Genomic DNA, 16,645 nt, shown 5'->3' on the forward strand with positions numbered 1-16,645 from the left:
CGACTTCATCCAGGTCTTCGGCGAGCAGTACACCGACCAGGGCAACCTCGGCATCACCATCGACGGCGGCACCCAACAGATCGTCAACACCGTCCCCTCCGACGGCAAACGCCACGCCAACGTCCCCGTCTACTCCGCCGGCGGACTCGGCACCGGCAACCACACCATCACCGTCACCAAGCTCTCCGGCCAGTACGCCACCCTCGACGGATTCACCACGGCTCCGGCCACGCCCACCATGCTCCGCGCCAACGACACCGCCACCTCGATCTCCTACAGCGGCTTCAGCTACCACGGGAAGCGCGGTTTCGGTGATCTCGGCGACGACATCCACTACGCGACGGCGGACGGCTCCACCGCCACCTACTCGTTCTCCGGCGACTTCATCCAGGTCTTCGGCGAGCAGTACACCGACCAGGGCAACCTCGGCATCACCATCGACGGCGGCACCCAACAGATCGTCAACACCGTCCCTGCCGACGGCAAACGCCACGCCAACGTCCCCGTCTACACCGCCGGCGGACTCGGCACCGGCAACCACACCATCACCGTCACCAAGCTCTCCGGCCAGTACGCCACCCTCGACGGATTCGCCGTCATCCAGCCCCCCGCAAAGCGCGTCGACGACACCGCTTCCTCGATCTCCTACAGCGGGTTCTCCCTTCTCAGCAACCGTGGCTTCGGCGACCTCGGCAACGACGTCCACTACGCGACGGCGGACGGCTCCACGGCCACCTACTCGTTCTCCGGCGACTTCATCCAGGTCTTCGGCGAGCAGAGCACCGACCAGGGCAACCTCGGCATCACCATCGACGGCGGCACCCAACAGATCGTCAACACCGTCCCTGCCGACGGCAAACGCCACGCCAACGTCCCCATCTACTCCGCCGGCGGACTCGGCACCGGCAACCACACCATCACCGTCACCAAGCTCTCCGGCCAGTACGCCACCCTCGACGGGTTCGGGACACCGTAGGGCCGCGGGGTTCACCTCGGGTTCCAGGAGTCGTTGCAACACCCCAGGTCAGCAGATGCACCGAACTTCGAGATCCGCGGAGACCGGACAACTCAGGGTTCCGTGAAGCCGAGTTGGCAGAGGGCGGCACCACCGATCGCATCGGTGGTGCCGCCCTCCGGCCGCTGGGGAGGGACCTTCGGCGACGAGACCGTCGCCGCCGCCATGATCGACCGACTCGTCCACCACGCCGAGGTCCACTCCCTCAAGGGCGAGTCCTACCGCATGCGGGGCCGCGAACTCCGCCGCGTCCCCACCGCCACCGACAACGACTGAACCAGCGAGAGCGCACGATGGCCGACGATCGAACCGTTGAGACCGGCCTCACATTGGGGTTCTGGATCACTTTCCGTGCTGGAGCCACGGAGCGTCACCGGACCCGCGATCATGAACGGTCGTGGCTGACGATCTCCTCCAAGACCTCTGGCTCCACCAGACCTGCGACGTCGCGGTCAACACCCTGACCATCCACGCCGACCGCGTGACCGTCCACGCCACCACGACCCGCGACCTCATGCCGTGAGGAGGACGCGTTTGCGCAGGAGGTCGAAGCCCGCGCGGCCGAACATCTGACGCTTGATCATCTTGATCTTGTTGTTGTGGCCCTCGACCGCGCCGGAGCTGTAGCTCAGGGTCAGGCCGGCGACGACGGCATCGAGGTCCTGGAGGAGGCCGGTGGCGAAGCCGCGAAGGGCCGGGACCTCGTCCTGCTGGACCCGTGTGATCCAGTCCTTGAGCTCTCGTCCGCGGCGGTCGTTCATCAGCTCGGCGAAGGCCCTGACGTGCTCGGCGGTGGTCGCCAACACCGGGACTCGGGCGAGGACTTCCTTGAGCTGCTGGGCGTCTTCGCCGCGAAGGCGGTCGGGGCGGCGGGTGATCCCGCTCGTCACGTCCCTGACGGAGGGCATGCGTCGGGGCGGGTCCTGACTGGGGAACGCCTCCCTCAGCCGACGCACGTAGACGCGCACGATCTGCTCCTGGCCCGGGAATCCGCGCTGCCGGATCTCCTCGAACAGGAGCCGGGCAATGGTGTGGCCCTCGGCGAACCGCTGGTGAAGGTAGGGCTTGTAGGGGTCGAGGATGCTGGTGCGTCCGGTCCAGCGGCCGACCAGCAGCTCGTCCGGGTCCTTCGCACCTGAGCTTCCCCCGCTGTGCGGGAGGTGCTGATTACCTGGTCAGGACGGGTTCAGGCGGTTCGACGGCCACTGGTTCGGCCGTCGCCTGGTCGGTGCAGTACTTCGCCTCGTACTCATCGGGGCTGAGCCAGCCGAGGCGCTTTGGATGCGGCGGGTGTTGGACCAGCCGTCGACGTTCAGCTCGGGCGAAATCCCGCCCTCACAATGCACTCACAAGACCCAGAAAACACGTCAAGGCCGCTCCCACCTCACGGTGAAAGCGGCCTCCGACCTGCGAAAACGCTGGTCGGGACGACAGGATTTGAACCTGCGACCCCTTGACCCCCAGTCAAGGGGTTCAACTATTGTCGGCAGCCGAGGCCTTGAGGCCTCGGCTTTTTTGTTGCTCAACTACCGTGAGGTGAATGTGAGTTGGAGGATTTCGGCGAGAACAGTGCGGCGCGGAGCTGACAGTGGCTCACTGTTTACTTCGTGCACAAGTGTCCGTTTTCGCCCATCAGCGTTCATGGGCGTTCATCGGGTGTGGTCCCAAAGTGGTCCCAGGGCCGGCGACCCGACCGTAGCTACTGCCGGTGACCGAGATCTGTCGGCCTTTCAGCAGGCACCGCCGTGCGCGCCCTGCAGCCGCTGTGTCGACGGCGCTGGTCGGCTTGCTGGTCCAGCTCCTGCGGGCGGATCATGGTCGCTTACCCACTGGCTACGGATGGTGATCTTCCGGGCGGTGTGTCGTCTTGAGCGTGTCTTCGCCGTGTGGTTCTGAGTGCTTCGCGCACCGCCCCGCACGCTCTGCCGCCACACCAGACACAGCAGCCACTCTTGCCCCAGAGTCACCAGCAAGTCCAGAGAAGGGGAAGCTCATGGGACAGCGTGCGCAGCGGGGTCGGGTGTATCGGCGGTGTGGTTGTTCGGACGGTCACGGGAGGCAGCTGGGTCCGTGGTGTGTGCGGTTGCTGGAGGAGGCGGGTCACGGGTCGTGGACGTACTGCGTCGACCTTGCCCCCGAGGACGGAAAGCGCAAGACCCGCCGGCGCGGTGGGTTCGCCACCCGTGCGGAGGCGGCCCGGGAGATGAAGGCGGTGCTGAACGGCGAGCTGCGCGGGGTGTATGAGGACCGGCGCGTCACGGTGACGAGTTTCCTGCGGCAGTGGCTGACCGTGAAGAAGGAGGTGCTCGCGCCGAACACGTACGCCGGCTACGAGGCGTGCGTGGAGCGGGACCTGATCCCCGCCTTCGGCCACTACCGACTCCCGGACCTGCGCCCCAAGCACATCGAGCGCTGGATCGCCGCCCAGCGCAAGGCCAAGCGCGGCAAGGTCACCGTCTACCGGATCGTCTCCACCCTGCGCAACGCCCTCAACGCCGCCGTCCGTGCCTGGGGGCTGCGCTACAACCCGGCCAAGCACTCCGTGCCGCCCAAGCCCCGCGCCGAGGAGCGCACCTGCTGGACCCCCGACGAGGCCGCGGCCTTCCTGCGCCACGGCGCCGAGCAGTACGCGGACCAGCTGACCGACCTGTTCGAGGTCATGCTCGGCACCGGCATGCGCCGCGGCGAAGTGCTCGCCCTCCACTGGTCCGACGTCCACCTCATGGACCGCAAGCTCTACGTCCGCTGGACCCTCGCCGCCATCGACAACGGCAAGATCCACCTCCGCGAGCCCAAGACCGAAGCCAGCCGCGCCTGGATCAGCCTCTCCCCCAGAGTCATGACCGCCCTCCACCGCCAGGCCGCCATCCAGATGAGCACCCACCCCGACGGCCGGCTGGAAGGCCTGGTCTTCGCCCGCCCCGGCGGTACGCCGCTGCGCCCGCAGTGGGTCCTCGACCAGCTCCGCAAGCGCACCGCCGAACTCGGCCTGCCCCGCATCGGGCTGCACGACCTGCGCCACACCGCCGCCAGCATCATGATCGCCGAGGATGTCCCTGTCGCCGTGGTCTCCAAGACCCTGCGCCACTCCACCCTCGCCATCACCATCAACCTCTACGGTCACCTCCTCAAGGACTCCGCCGACCAGGCCGTCAACGCCCTCGCCCGAGCCCTCGACCAAGCCCAGGAAAGCCGGCTCCGAGCCGTCCCCCGCGGCGACGACGACCTGCCTCTCGCCGCGTAGCGGTAGCGGCGGACGGGGCCCCTCGCCGGTCCGGTGCAACAGCATCGGACCGGTGTCCCGGGGTGGGTGGCCTTCAGGTCGCGGGATCGGCTGGCCTCCCGCTCCGCCGGAACAGTGCCGCGGTCTACCAGCCCAGAGGCAGCTGTACGGGGACTCCGGAGGCAGTCTCTACTCGCGCGGCCAGATCGGTCGGGATGGGCACGTCGAGTCGTACCGCGGTCGCGGTGTAGAGGTCGGTCTCGACTTCGGGTGTCGTGAGGGACACGAGGAGGGCGTAGGAGACCGGGCGGCCGACGCGGTCGGATCTGTTGTTGTACTTCCACCAGCCGCCGGCCGGGTAGACCGCCAGGGCTCCGCAGTCGGCGAGCTCGGCGGCGGTGCCGCTCCAGATGTCGGCGTGCAGGGAGCCGCGGTTGCGGTTGTCGGAGCCGACGAGCCAGGCCTTGTCGCCCTCGAACTTGCCGACCGTGGTCATGCCGTCGTTCGCGGCCTGCGCATCCTTCGCGACACGCCCTTCGAAGTCCGACAGGTTTTCCAGGGACCCCTTGATCGCGAACCGCAGCCTGTGGGAGGCGTAGGTGTGCTGGCCCATGACACCGCGCCGGCCGGGATTCGGTTCGACGAAGTAGGAGAGGGTGACGCGCAGTTGGACCGGGGTGGCGCCGAGGTCGAGGAGTTGCTCGCGTGGCCAGGGCAGTTGGTGGAGCTTGAGCTCTCCCAGCTGAACGCGGCCGTTGTCTCGGCGGAACGGGATGAGGGAGCCCTGGATCATCAGCGTGACGGCGTTCGTCGCGCTGGACAGGACCCGTTCCTCGGTCGGCACTCCCCAGCCGTAGCGGCGCAGCACCGTGCGGGCGAAGTGCTTGCTGCCGTTGCCCTTGCCGGTGCGGCGGCGGCCGTTCGCGTTGAGGATCCCGTCGGTCATGGCGGTGGTCCAGCGTGCTTCGTGGACCAGGAGTGCCCGGATGGTTTCGGGGGTGAGGGCGGGGTAGGCGGCGTGGGCGATGGCGGCGAGGCGTGCGGCCTGGGCGGTGGCGGCGCTGGTGGCGTTGGCGGTGGTGAGCGGTCGGTCGAGGCCGTGGTGGGTGGTGGTGAGGCTGACGATGTCGTGTTCGTCGGTGAGGGTTCCGTCGGCGTCGACGAGGAGGTTTCCGCCTTCGAGGACGATGTCCGGCTTGATGGGGGTGCTGACGGGGAGGGCGACGGAGGTGCGGCTGAAGGGTGAGAGTTCGCCGGCGGCGGCGAGGGCCCGGTAGCCGTGGAACATGGCGTCCTGGGGCGGCTGGGCGAGGTCGGTGTAAGCGCCGACGGTCAGGACGTTCCAGGCCTGGGACGGGTTCTCTATCGGGGAGGTGTCGCAGAGTGCGAGGTGCTGGAGGGTTCCGTCGTCCTGGCGGAGGTGGGTGAGGGGGTGTTCGCGGACGTTGCCGGCCGAGACGACGATGAGCCGGGAGGCCTCGAGGTCGGGGGCGCCGAGGAGTTCGATGCGGTCGTCGTGGACGGCGATGTCGGTGCCGGCGGCGAGCGCGTCGAGGGAGGCGGACCACAGGCTCGCCCGGCCGTCGGTGCCGTTGCGTTCGGGTGTGGAGCGCTGGGTGACGGCCATGGAGAAGACTCGGGCGTGGGGCTGGTCGACGGTGCCGGTCTCGGCGTCGGCGATCGCGTTGACGGTGACTTCCGCGTGGCTTCGCGGGGTGTCGTCGTGGCGGATTTGCCGCGGAAGGATTTTGACGGATTCCAGGCCGTGGGCGAGCGTGATGGTGCCGGTGGATTCGAGGGCGTCGGCGAGGTCGCCGAGGAGGGCGAGGCCGGCCATCTTGGTTCCGTGGCCGTTGTTGTCGTCGGGTCCTTCGTGGGGGAAGACGCTCTGCGCGCGTCCGGCGAGGGCCTGCTTGAGGAGCGGGTGCTCCTGGTGGATGCCGGTGTCGAGGATGCACACGACGGGTGCGTCGGCGGCGGCGTGCTTCAGCCGGGTCGCGAGGTCGAGGGTGAGGTCGCGTTGGAGGGTGCGGGCGGTGGTGTGGATCTGCTCGGCGAAGCTGGGCTGCCGCACTTCGGAGGGGCAGGCGTTGGTGGCCAGGAGCGTCTTGAGCTGGGTACCGGTCGTGGCGACGTGGGCGATCCGGTAGTCGCCGATGGTGATCGACCGGTCGGCGACCGGCCAGCCGTTGGCGGCGGCGATCCGCTGGAGGGCGGCGATCTGGTCGGTCTCGGTGATGCCCGGGTCGAACCACAGCTCCCACCAGCGGTGTTCGCTCATGTCCGGCAGTGGTGCGTCGTCCTGCCAGAGGTGGTCGAGCAGGGCGTGCTGGATGCGTTCGGTGTTGGCGACGGCACCCTGCTGCTTCGGCTTGCCGCTCGGGGTGTCCTGGGTGAACTGGCTGATCTTCTCGGCGAACGCCTGGACCCGCCCGTCGGGGATCCAGATGACGGCTTCCTGCGGGCTGCTGCCGGTCGCCTCGTGAACACTCATGAGCGTCAGCCCGGAGTTGGCGAGGCTGTCGACCTGAAGGTCATACGAGTCGGCGGCTTCCACCCGGATCGCAAAACCGCTCGCCCGTTCGGCAGCGTCTACTTCCCCACGGTCGACGGTGGAGGCCTGCCGGGCTTCTTCGAGGCCGTCGAGCAGACGGTCCACATGGCCTTGCCGGTCGGCGGAGCGGTCGGCGAACTGCCCACCCCAGGTGGAGCCGGAGGGCCTCGGGGTGAGTGTCTTCGGCTCCCAGGGGACCAGGAGGTGCGGGGTGAACCGCGACGGGGCCGGGTCAGGCATGGCGCAGCGCGTGCCGCTCGTCCAGTCCTTCGGTCAAGAGGTGTTGGTCGACCACGTCGTTGCCTCCGAGAATGGCGCGTTTGGCCGCGGATTCGGCGGCCTTGACCAGCTCGGCGTGGCTGAGCTGGTCGACCTTGGTGATCAGGTCGGACCAAGGTACGCCGGTGGTGTCCATCCCGGCTAGGCGTCGTTGCAGAATCTCGATCGCCTGCTGGGGGGAGGGTGGTGCGTAGTGGACGACGAGGTCGAAGCGGCGGAAGAGTGCGCGGTCGAGGAGGTGGCGGTGGTTGGTGGCTGCGACGACGAGGCTCTCGGAGGGGGCTTCGTCGAGGAAGAGGAGGAAGGAGTTGAGGATGCGGCGGGCTTCGCCGACGTCGTTGCCGGCGGTGCGTTCCGCTCCGAGGGCGTCGAACTCGTCGAAGAGGTAGACCGCGCGGGTCTCGGCGGCGGCTTCGAAGACGGTGCGGAGTTTGGCGGCGGTTTCTCCCATGAAGCGGCTGATCAGTCCGTCGAGGCGGATGGTGAACAGCGGCAGGGAAAGTTCCTTGGCCAGTGCGGCGGCGGTCATGCTCTTGCCCGTGCCGGGTGGCCCGGACAGGAGGATGCGGTGTACGGGGGTGAAGCCGAAGCGCTCCAGGCGGGCTCGCTGGCGTTGCTCGTGCAGGACCTTGTCAAGCGGCGCGCGGACGTCGTCGGCGAGGGTCATGTCGTCGAGGCGGACATCGGGATAGCCGGCGGTGAGAAGGCTGGCGAGTTCGCCCCTGGGCTGGACGACCGGAGTGGGGGCGAGCCTGGGGATCTTCTCGGCGCGGGCGGCGTCGATGATCTCCCGGAGTTCGACGGCGAGCTTGCCGTGGCCCTGGCGCGCGGACTTCGCGGCCACCTGGAGGGCGACGCTGTAGAAGCGGTCCTCGTCGCCTGATGCGTGGGCGTTGAGGAGTGCCTTGAGGTGGTCAGCTGTGGCAGCCACGCACCTCACACTCCTCTTCAGCAGACCGGCCCGCCACTCTAACGAGCGCCTCGGACGATGGATACCCCTGGCGCGCGCGGTCCAGCGTCCTGCCCATCGTACGGCGGACCGCTACGGGCGGCCTCGCGCGGGTCTGTCGGTCACGGCCGCTGGTTTCCGGGCAGGACCGCGCCGTCGTGCATTCGGGTGGGCAGTTCGCTCCAGTCGTTCAGGGCCCCTTGGAGGAGGTTCTCGAACTGCGCCCTGCCTTCGTGCTCGAGTAGGTCTCGCAGGCATGCGCAGTCCTGCATCACGGCACCGCTGGTGAAGCAGACGAAGATTCCGGCCACCTGGAGGCCGCGCGCCGCGACAGCGACCTCCTGTCCGAACGGCAGCGGTACGCGGGCGGCGAGTTCCCGGGCGAAGACCTGCTCGATCCGGGGCCGCCCCAGGGCGGCCAGCAGCCTGCCCACGGCATTGCCGACGATGCCGTGCAGCGACTTCTTCCCGTCCAGGAGTGCGCGGGCGAGCGTGGCGAGCGCCTCGCAGCCGCTTCCCCGGTGGCGTTCGACGAGGGCGTTCCAGGTGGTGTCGCTGACGTGCCGCAGCGGCGGGCGGCGATGGTGTCACCGCCGCCCGCCGCCACGAGGTCGGCACATACGCGGGCGGCGTTGTCCGTCTCGGCGCGGGTCACCACCCGCAGTGGGCTCGGAGCGGGCCTGGGCCTGGTGCGCTGGGCCGGAATGCGGGGTGTCCTCGACGGCGGCGTGGCCGGTGTGCTCGATGAGGGGCGATTCACCGTGGAACTGGGCCGTCGCGGCCTTCGGCCGGCCGCCGCTGCGGGTGCACCACCCGCTGCCCGCCTGCGTGACGACGGCTCAACGGGACGTCGGCCGGCGGGCAGGCCCTGGTGCAGGTGGCAGCGGAGCCCAGGGCTGGCAACCCGGTTCCGGCAGAGCTTCATGTCCTTCTTCATCGCACGGCACCTGTTGACCATCCGCAGAGAGTGGCTAATCGGAGGCATGCGGGGAAGAGGGCCTGGGTCTTGCCGGCCTGATCAAGTCACCCCGGATAACCCTCTGACCTCCTTGGTCAGGCGTTCCCCGACAATGGGGCAGCCCACACAAGGGCTACCGCTGCGGGAGGCTGCCCGGTTCCGTTCGACCGTCCGTTCGCCGATCGCGTCGAGAAGCGGCTGGGCACCGTGCCAGACCTGAGAGGCTCCTGGTCGCTGCGGACGGTGGGTAACGGTGCCTTCGCACCTCCGCCCACCGTCCGCTGCGAGCCCGGAGGATCAGCGGCGGAAGCCGCGGTGGGGGTCGCGGGCCGTGACGTTCCCGAAGGGTTCGAACCATGCCTGTGCGCGCAGGTCGCCCACGCCGAGCTGGCGGTTGGCGTCGCCGTCGGGGTCCTCGATGCCGTCGAAGCGGGAGCTGTAGAGCATGAGGACGTCGGTGTCCTGGAAGAACGTGTCCGTGCAGGCGTCGAAGTCGTAGTCGTCGCGGTGGACCGGCAGGGTGCTGTGCTCGGTGTCGTCGGGGTCGTCCTCGATCTCGTCGGCGCTGTCGCCGGCGTCGGCGATGGCGAGGTGCAGGGCGAGTTCCTCGGCGGTGCAGGTCGGCCGCGGCCGGCGGCCGTGTGCGAGGTCGTCGGCGAGGTCGTCGGCGGCGCGGGCGAAGCGGCGCCGCCAATGGAGGTCGGTGGCGAAGGTCAGTTTCGGCAGGCGTGGGAACACGCCCCAGTTGCCTTCGTGCTCATCCGGTACGAGGCGTCCGTCGCCGAGTTCCTCCGCGTCCTCGTACGCCTCGTCGGCCAGGAGTGACAGGGCGGTGTGGAGGAGGTCGGCCGTGCGGGGGGTCAGCTGCCACAGGCAGCGCTCGTCCTCGCACTCCGGGTCGTCGCAGTGTGGGGTCTCCACGGTGAAGAGCGTGGCGAAGTCGGGGAGTTCCTCGCCGGGGCCGCTCTCTGCGGGCTGCTCGGCCTTGGCGTCTCGTCGGCCGGGGCCGAAGTCCGCCACGACGGGTTCCGTGCTCCAGGCGGCTACCTCGTCGCCGTTGCTCCGCTGGAGCAGCGAGCCCTGGCTTTGGTCGGTGAGGCTGTCCGCCCCGTCGACGTCGACGGGCGGCTCGGCGAGCCACATGACCGCGCCGACCACGTCGTGCGGGTCGCCGTCGTCGAGTTGGTCGGCGGGCATCGGCTCCCAGCCCTGCTCGCCGGCCGCGTCCAGCAGGGCCTGCCGGTCGTGGACGTGGAACTCGCGGAGTGTGGTGATTCGAACGACGTGGCCCGGCAGGTTACGAAGCCGCAGCTCGCCTGGTGCGGGGCCGTCGGGTTCCGGGGCTTCGTCGTTGTCGCCGCCGTCCTGGCTGTCGGTGTCGTCGTCCTGGCCCGGCTCCTCGACCTCGGCCTCTTCGGGCCAGGTGATGTGTGTTCCGGCGGTGGTCGGCCAGGTGCCGGCGGCGATGTGGGCCACCGCCTGTCGGAGCGAGGACGCCGGGGCGTCCGGCAACTGCCCGCACAGGCCGTCGACGGACTCCGCAGGCAGAGCGCCGGGCGCCCGGCGCAGGGTCCGGCGCAGCAGTTCGGCTGCGCGGTGGGCGAGTTGGGGGTCGCGGCAGGTGAGGACGGCCTGGAGCGAGTCGGGGCCGTTGTCGTGGGAGAGGAGTGCGAGGACGCGGCTCTTGCTGGGGGTGTGTTCGCAGTGGAAGTCGCGGGGTGCGGCGTTGAGATGGTGTTCGGGCATGCGGGGAACTCCGGTGCGGTGGAAGGCGCGTCCCGGTACGGGCGCGCGAAAGAGAGTGGAGTTCCGCTGGTGGGCACGCTGCTGACGTGCCTGCGGACGGTGGAAAAGTGCATCGGCCGAGGCTGGTTCCGCCGATGCCGTCAGCGGTCCGGACCTGATCCTGTCCGACACCGTACCCGAGTCACCGAGGGGTTGTCCCCGGTGAAGCCGTGACAGTCCCGCCCCCGTCTGGTCGCTCGTTCCCGGATTGTCCGACCGATGGAGCAGGATGGGCTCTGACGAGTCACCGGGGAGAGGGAAGCAGGAATGGCCACCGAAAAGACCAGGCTGCCTGTGGAGTTCCTGGCCACTGTGGCGGCCGGTGCCGAGCCCGGGTCCGCGGCGGCCCGGATGGTAGCCGAACAGGCCCGTGGCGTGGCCGACAGCCAGCAAGGCGGGCCGCTCCTCGCGGCGCTACTCGCCAAGCCGTACCGGGATTCGGCACCCGCCTGGCTGCTGGAGGCCGCGGTGGCGAACGGGCTGCGGCAGAGCGAGAGCGAGTACGAGTACCTCGCCGGGTCGACGTCGCTGGTGGTCCTCGCGCTCATCCACCCCGACTGCGATCCGGTTCTGCGGGCTGACGCGTTGCGCCGCTGCTCCGACCGCCGGCTCGGCTCCCTCGGCACCGCCGACCGGCCGGTCGGCCTCTGCGCGGCCGTCGCCGACGAACTGCGAAGGCGGGTGCCGCAACCAGTGCACATGACGCCCGAGCTACTCAAGGAGCCGACGCCCGCACAGGTGGTTCTGCGTACGGGACGCCTCCACGACGCCGTGTTCGAGGCCGCCGTCGCTCTCCTGCCCGACGGCCTCGACCGCGCGCGTCTGGAGGACGAGGATTCCGGCGCCTGGTCCGACCGGATCAGGGCAGCGTTCGACTCGTGGGGCCACATGTGGTCGGCCGTGCTCGAACAGCACCCTAACCGGCACTCCCAGCTCATCGACAGGACTGCCGGCACCACGGCCAACCGGGTCATCCGCGACCAACTGCTCGGCAGCGTGCCGTGGACGGTCGAGCCGAAACTCCTCAGGCAGATCGCGCTGGATGACCTCTCCGGGTTCGGCGCCGCCATGCTCACGACCCGGATCTGCGGCTTCCTCCAGGACGGTTCCTCGAAGGAGGAGGCCCGGCAGCGCTTCGCCGCCGAGCTCTCAGCCCTGGACGAGACCGATCGAAAAGACATCGAGTTCCTGTACCTACGGGACGACGTCTTCGACACCGACTGGGGCACCGATTCCGCCGTGTCCTGGGTGAGCCACGCGGCCGACGGACGGTGGCGCCTCATCCTGAACCCCGCCGAGGCCAAGCCCGCCTACGGCGACCCCCACACCTGGCGAAGCCATCCGGACGAACTCGCCGACCTGGGGCGGCACTTCGCCGAAACGGCCGTGCAGGCCCTCCGAACCTGGAAGCCGAAAGACCTCTACGGAATCAGCACAGCGTCCGACCTGCGCTGGGTACGCGACATGCTGGTCCACCTGCCCGAGCTCACACCGACCGTCGAAGCGACCGTTCGACTGGTGATCCGCGACGCCCGCCGCAGCCGGTCCGGTGCACAGTCGTACGACTACAAGTCCCAGGAGGACCGGAGGCAGTTCGACGAACTCCTGGACGCGATCACGCGGATCGGAGCCGACCCCGCCCCGCAGCCGCCCGCGACCCGTCGCACGGCCCTCGGCAACCCCGAAGAAGTCACGGTCCGAAGCCTGTCCGCCGTCACCACGGAGGTACTCGACGCGTACCTGGACCGGCACGCCGGTGACGACGCGCTCGTGGAGAAGGCACTGCTGTCCGTCGCCTGGCACGGCCACCGCAGTCAACCGGCGTTCGCCTCGGTCCTCGCCCGCCACTCCGACCCGCAGCACGCCGTCCACACCCTCACCCATGAGCTTCGCCTCAGGCTCGGCGGCAACCCCGCCAACCGGGAGGCGTGGGCCCGGGAGGTCCTCGCCCTGCCCGACTGCCCCGACGAGACCGTTCTGGCCCTGCCCGCCTGGACTGCGTTGAAGGCCCGCGGTCACCGCTACAACAGCACGCATCCCACCGTGATCGCCTTGGTCGAAGCAGCGCTCGGCGACGACCTCCATGCCTGGCAGCGATTCGCCGACAGCCCGATCAGCAACTCCGGCCCCACCGCCTGGCTCCGCCTCGGAGACATCCTCACGGCTGCCGCAGACGGAACGGCGTGGCCCAAGCCACCCGGTTCCCGGTGACAGTCCCGAGCTGCGCCGAGACACACTGGCCACATGGCAACCGAGCGCCGGTGATGGCGGGCAGCGGGGTGTGAGAAAGGCCCGGCTGGTGCGGCAGCTTCTCCTCCGCCCTGCCGGGTCACGCGTAGGGGTCGCGCAGCGGCCGGGGCTCACGGACTCCGCGGGTGATGTCCTCGGGGAGGTTGGGGCCTGCGAGGTAGTAGCGGCCCTGTGCCTCACCCTTCGCGGCGAGCCAGCCGGCGCGGACGAGTTCGCGGATGTCGCGCTGTGCCTGCTGCTCACTCAGTTCGGCGTCGGCCTGGTACGTGGCCCTCCGCACGCGGTTGCCCATGGCCGCGGGGTAAAGGGCGTAGAGCACCCGGTTGGGCCAGCCACGCTGCTCGACGGCTTCGTCGAGGGATGTCCAGACCTCACGGGTGCTGTTCACTTGCCGCTCGACGCTCTGGGCCTGCTGGTGGTGGGCCCGCAGGCAGAACCGAACCCACCGGAGGGTGTTCCGCCCGGGGGTCCAGACGGGGCCGCCGATCTCACCGAGGACGTCGTAGTAGCGGTAGGTGTTGCGGGCCCGGCCGAGCCACTCCTCGATGCTGGAGAACTCCGGCGCCATGATCCCCTCGCGGGCGAGGACCAGGGTGTGCAGGGCGCGGGACATCCGCCCGTTGCCGTCCGACCACGGGTGGATCGCCACCAGGTTGAGGTGCGCCATCGACGCCCGTACCAGTCCGGGTGCGTCGAGGTCACCGTCGTTCAGCCACTCCACCAGCTCACCGGTGAGCACCGGGACCAGGCCAGCGTCCGGCGCGGTGTAGGCCGCGATGGTGGGGTCCTCGGCCGACGTGACGTACACCGGTCCGGTGCGCCACCAGCCGGGGCGCTTGACCAGGTGGTGGCCCTGCATCATGAAGTGCAGCGCGTTGAGCAGCCCCTTGCTGTACGCGAAATCCTCACCGACCTCAGCAAGGCGCTGGATGTAGGTCATCGCCTGCCGAGAGCCCTCGATCTCGACCGCGACGGTGTCGCTCGCCTCGATCGGGGCTTCTCCGACCATGATGTCCTCGACGTCCGACACGCTCGCCGCGTAGCCCTCGATCGTGTTCGACCCGGCGATCGCCCGCGCGGTCAGGTTGCGCCGCAGCTGCCCCTCCCATCGGCGGGGCGTGCGCAGGTGCAGGCGCAGCCGATCCCGCATGTCCTCGATCTCCCCAAGGACAGTCAGGTCGGCATCTTCGAGCTCAGGCACGGAATACAGCACGATTCAATGACACCATCATGGAATCACCGCGTCAAGAAACGGGGAGACCGCCAGTCGGCAGTCGGCGCTCTGTCGGCCCGATCACGGGGGTGTCCTGCGAGCGCCGTAGTCGCCCGCAGGACACCCCCGTGCAGTAGGGCTCTTCGTCAGGAGATCTGGTGGCGAGCTACCTCAAGGCGCCGTCGGAGGTCGCGGATGATCTCGCTCCAGCGCCACGACTCCGGGGCGTCCCAGTACTTCTCGCCGATCGGGTGCCAGTCGGACAGCTCGCTCAGCTGAGCGGCCAGCGCCTCCCAGTCGATCCCGAGTGTGGTGCCTGGGTCCCAATCGAGCTTCCGGGCGACGTCGTGGAGGCGGTGGGCCGCCCGGTAGTAGGACAGCTGGGTGTCGGTCAGTCGCCGTACCGCGAAGCCGTCGCACTTGCTGCACCAGTCGAAGTCGTCGCGGGCGAGGAGGTCCGCGATGCGCAGCAGGTCGTCGTGCTCGGTGACGCCGCGTTCTCCGGAGTGTGAGCAGAACGGTGAGTGGCCCTTGCGTTGCCAGCCAGGATCGGCATCGGTGGTGTAGACCTGTACATCGGCGAGGACGCCCAGCGGGATTCCGCTGCCGCGGTGCCATCGGTCGGTGCCGGGCTGCTCGAACGGTTGGAGGCGAAGGCGGCGGGCGCTGACCAGCAGGCCGTGCCACACCGCGCTGGACACGGTGCGGCGGCGGCCGTCGCGGTCGGGGCCGCCGTCGAGAGTGCGCAGGTCCGCCGCGCCGCGTGCCATGGCCAGGCAGCGCAGCTCCTGTTCAGGGTTCTCCCTCCAGTACCTCAGGCGAGCGGTGGTGCGGGCGCCGTCTGCGAGACCGAGGTCCTCTCCGAACCGCGGATCGTGCGGATCGCGGACGGGGGCGGGCCAGACGCTCTCCTCTTCGTCTTCGTCGGGACGAGGCCCGATTTCCTGGATCCACGGTTCGATGACGCTCGCCGGCAGGTCCGAGGCTCCGGCGATGATGGTTCCGCGCCACCCGGCGGCCAGCCGCCTCTCGACGACCGCCAGTGGCAGGACCTCCGGTCCTCCGTCCGGAGAGAAGACCAGGTACAGCTGGTCGTCACCCGCCGAGACGGCGCGCAGCGCGCGCACGTGGTCAGCGGCGAGCGACTGGCGGTCACGGACGGGGGTGTCGTCGAAGATCCCCGGCCTGATGTGGGCCACGGCCGTTTCGGCCCCGGTACCGGTCGTCGTTTCGGTCGTGGCGGTGGTGTGGGGTTCGCAGTCGAGGAGGGAGGCGCGGGAGTCGAGAAGTCGGTCGGCGATGAGGGGCGGGACCCGCAGGGTGAGGGTGCGCCGGGCCCAGTCGGCGGCGGCGAGGTAGGTGACGAGAACGCCGGTGGTCCAGTTGTCGAGTTCGCTGAGGAATCCCCGCTCGTCCCGGTGCGAGGAGTCGTCGGCGACCTCCGACAAGTGCGCGGTCACCAGCAAGATCGGCGCGGGCTCGGCGTTGGCAGCTGCGGCACGCGCCAGGTCCTCCCAGGACGCGACCAGCTCGTCAGCGGCGGAACATGCCTGTGCGTAGCCCTTGCGGTTGGAGCGCATACCGTGGGTGAGCGTGTAGGAGATGTACGAGCGCTCACTCGGCCGGCCCCAGCCAGCTTCGGCCTTGCGCTGCCAGTCCCGCCACAGTGCCTTCAGTCCCCTGTTGATCTCCTCCCGCGTACCGATCGCCGTCAGCGCCGGATCGTCGGTGGGCAGGTCCGGCTCGTCCAGGAGTGCCGCGGCCGCGCAGGTCAGGAGTCCGTCCGGGTCGACGAACCGTGCAGCCTGCACACGCAGCGTCTCCAGGTACTCCTTCTTCACGGCCAGTTTCGGCTCCGCCCAGTCAGCGAGCCAGGGGAAAATCTCGGCAGCGGCCTGGGCCCGGTTCAGACTCCTCGCCGCATCCCGCCAGGCGGAGAACACGCTGTCCCGCACGTGCTCGGCGTCGTCGCGCGCCTCTTCGTCGTCGCCGTCCGCTTCCTCGCTGTCAGGGTCGACTGCGGGCTCGGTGCGCAGCAGGTCTGCGGCAGCCTGGACCTCGCTCTCGTCCCACCAGGTGTCCTCGTCCGGCCCGGTGTGGGATCGCAGCTGGCACAACAGGCCGATCCCACCGAGTTCCTTGAGGAAAACGCCCAGCCCGGTTTCCGGGCGCACCCACGTGCCCGACTGCGCGCAGCGCGAGCACATCCGGCCGATCGTCTCCGCGTTCAACGGGACCTCGGCCGTCGTGATGTCACGGGCACGCAGCTGGGTGCACGTCGTCGCGGCATGGAGCTTGGCGTTCTTGCCCTTGGCCGAATGGACGGTGACGGGCGTGCCCTCGAACGGGCCGAGCGGAACATCTGCGGTCAGAGCACAGTCGAGCACGTGACTCCCCTATCGGTCTCGACCTGCGAGCC

11 protein-coding genes and 1 pseudogene are annotated in these 16,645 nt (G+C 69.5%); 5 read left to right on the forward strand and 7 right to left on the reverse strand.

Annotated features, from left to right (window positions below):
• From ACIQWA_RS06450 to ACIQWA_RS06460, 3 genes and pseudogenes are all read left to right on the forward strand, one after another.
• Positions 1-976, forward strand: a pseudogene (locus ACIQWA_RS06450) (hypothetical protein); the annotation flags it as partial.
• A 144-nt stretch (positions 977-1,120) separates the two neighbouring features.
• Complete coding sequence (locus tag ACIQWA_RS06455; RefSeq protein ID WP_402478879.1) at positions 1,121-1,291, forward strand: ATP-binding protein; 171 nt, start codon at positions 1,121-1,123, stop codon at positions 1,289-1,291.
• Positions 1,292-1,412: 121 nt separating this feature from the next.
• Positions 1,413-1,538: a hypothetical protein gene (locus ACIQWA_RS06460; protein WP_402478882.1), complete on the forward strand. Its 126-nt coding sequence runs from the start codon at positions 1,413-1,415 to the stop codon at positions 1,536-1,538.
• Here ACIQWA_RS06460 and ACIQWA_RS06465 read toward each other — a convergent pair.
• Entirely contained in the window at positions 1,528-1,923 is a 396-nt protein-coding gene (locus ACIQWA_RS06465) for a transposase (protein ID WP_402478884.1), read from the reverse strand. The two genes, ACIQWA_RS06460 and ACIQWA_RS06465, sit on opposite strands and share 11 nt — an antisense overlap.
• A gap of 1,175 nt (positions 1,924-3,098) precedes the next feature.
• Here ACIQWA_RS06465 and ACIQWA_RS06470 point away from each other — a divergent pair.
• On the forward strand, positions 3,099-4,259 hold the full coding sequence (locus ACIQWA_RS06470) for a tyrosine-type recombinase/integrase (protein WP_402478886.1): 1,161 nt from the start codon (positions 3,099-3,101) through the stop codon (positions 4,257-4,259).
• Positions 4,260-4,383: 124 nt separating this feature from the next.
• Here the strand turns inward: ACIQWA_RS06470 and ACIQWA_RS06475 are convergent, their stop codons facing one another.
• From ACIQWA_RS06475 to ACIQWA_RS06490, 4 genes are all read right to left on the reverse strand, one after another.
• Complete coding sequence (locus ACIQWA_RS06475) at positions 4,384-7,032, reverse strand: S8 family peptidase (RefSeq protein WP_402478889.1); 2,649 nt, start codon at positions 7,030-7,032, stop codon at positions 4,384-4,386.
• A complete protein-coding gene (locus ACIQWA_RS06480) occupies positions 7,025-8,002 on the reverse strand; it encodes an AAA family ATPase (RefSeq protein WP_402478893.1) in 978 nt (325 codons plus the stop codon). The genes ACIQWA_RS06475 and ACIQWA_RS06480 overlap by 8 nt, the downstream gene beginning before the upstream one ends.
• Positions 8,003-8,142: 140 nt before the next feature.
• A complete protein-coding gene (locus ACIQWA_RS06485) occupies positions 8,143-8,454 on the reverse strand; it encodes a hypothetical protein (RefSeq protein WP_402478896.1) in 312 nt (103 codons plus the stop codon).
• Positions 8,455-9,275: 821 nt separating this feature from the next.
• A complete protein-coding gene (locus ACIQWA_RS06490; RefSeq protein WP_402478899.1) occupies positions 9,276-10,724 on the reverse strand; it encodes a hypothetical protein in 1,449 nt (482 codons plus the stop codon).
• 306 nt (positions 10,725-11,030) lie between these two features.
• Between ACIQWA_RS06490 and ACIQWA_RS06495 the strand changes: the two genes are divergently transcribed.
• Positions 11,031-12,974 (forward strand): hypothetical protein, encoded by a 1,944-nt coding sequence (locus ACIQWA_RS06495; RefSeq protein WP_402478901.1) that lies wholly within the window; start codon positions 11,031-11,033, stop codon positions 12,972-12,974.
• A gap of 118 nt (positions 12,975-13,092) precedes the next feature.
• Here ACIQWA_RS06495 and ACIQWA_RS06500 read toward each other — a convergent pair whose 3' ends face one another.
• Together ACIQWA_RS06500 and ACIQWA_RS06505 are read right to left on the reverse strand one after the other, a co-directional pair.
• Entirely contained in the window at positions 13,093-14,163 is a 1,071-nt protein-coding gene (locus ACIQWA_RS06500; RefSeq protein ID WP_402478904.1) for a Fic family protein, read from the reverse strand.
• Positions 14,164-14,372: 209 nt separating this feature from the next.
• Positions 14,373-16,457 carry a hypothetical protein gene (locus ACIQWA_RS06505; protein ID WP_402478907.1) on the reverse strand — a complete coding sequence of 695 codons (2,085 nt, stop codon included), beginning with the start codon at positions 16,455-16,457 and terminating at the stop codon, positions 14,373-14,375.
• Positions 16,458-16,645: the final 188 nt, after the last annotated feature.

Origin of the sequence: Kitasatospora sp. NPDC098652 (assembly GCF_044760155.1) — a bacterium.
Lineage (GTDB): Bacteria > Actinomycetota > Actinomycetes > Streptomycetales > Streptomycetaceae > Kitasatospora.

Bases quoted from the DNA above. Each gene is read 5' to 3' on its own strand.
- ACIQWA_RS06465 (WP_402478884.1), bottom strand. From the start codon at position 1,923: ATGCCCTCCGTCAGGGACGTGACGAGCGGGATCACCCGCCGCCCCGAC.
- ACIQWA_RS06475 (WP_402478889.1), bottom strand. From the start codon at position 7,032: ATGCCTGACCCGGCCCCGTCGCGGTTCACCCCGCACCTCCTGGTCCCC.
- ACIQWA_RS06490 (WP_402478899.1), bottom strand. From the start codon at position 10,724: ATGCCCGAACACCATCTCAACGCCGCACCCCGCGACTTCCACTGCGAA.
- ACIQWA_RS06495 (WP_402478901.1), top strand. From the start codon at position 11,031: ATGGCCACCGAAAAGACCAGGCTGCCTGTGGAGTTCCTGGCCACTGTG.
- ACIQWA_RS06500 (WP_402478904.1), bottom strand. From the start codon at position 14,163: ATGCGGGATCGGCTGCGCCTGCACCTGCGCACGCCCCGCCGATGGGAG.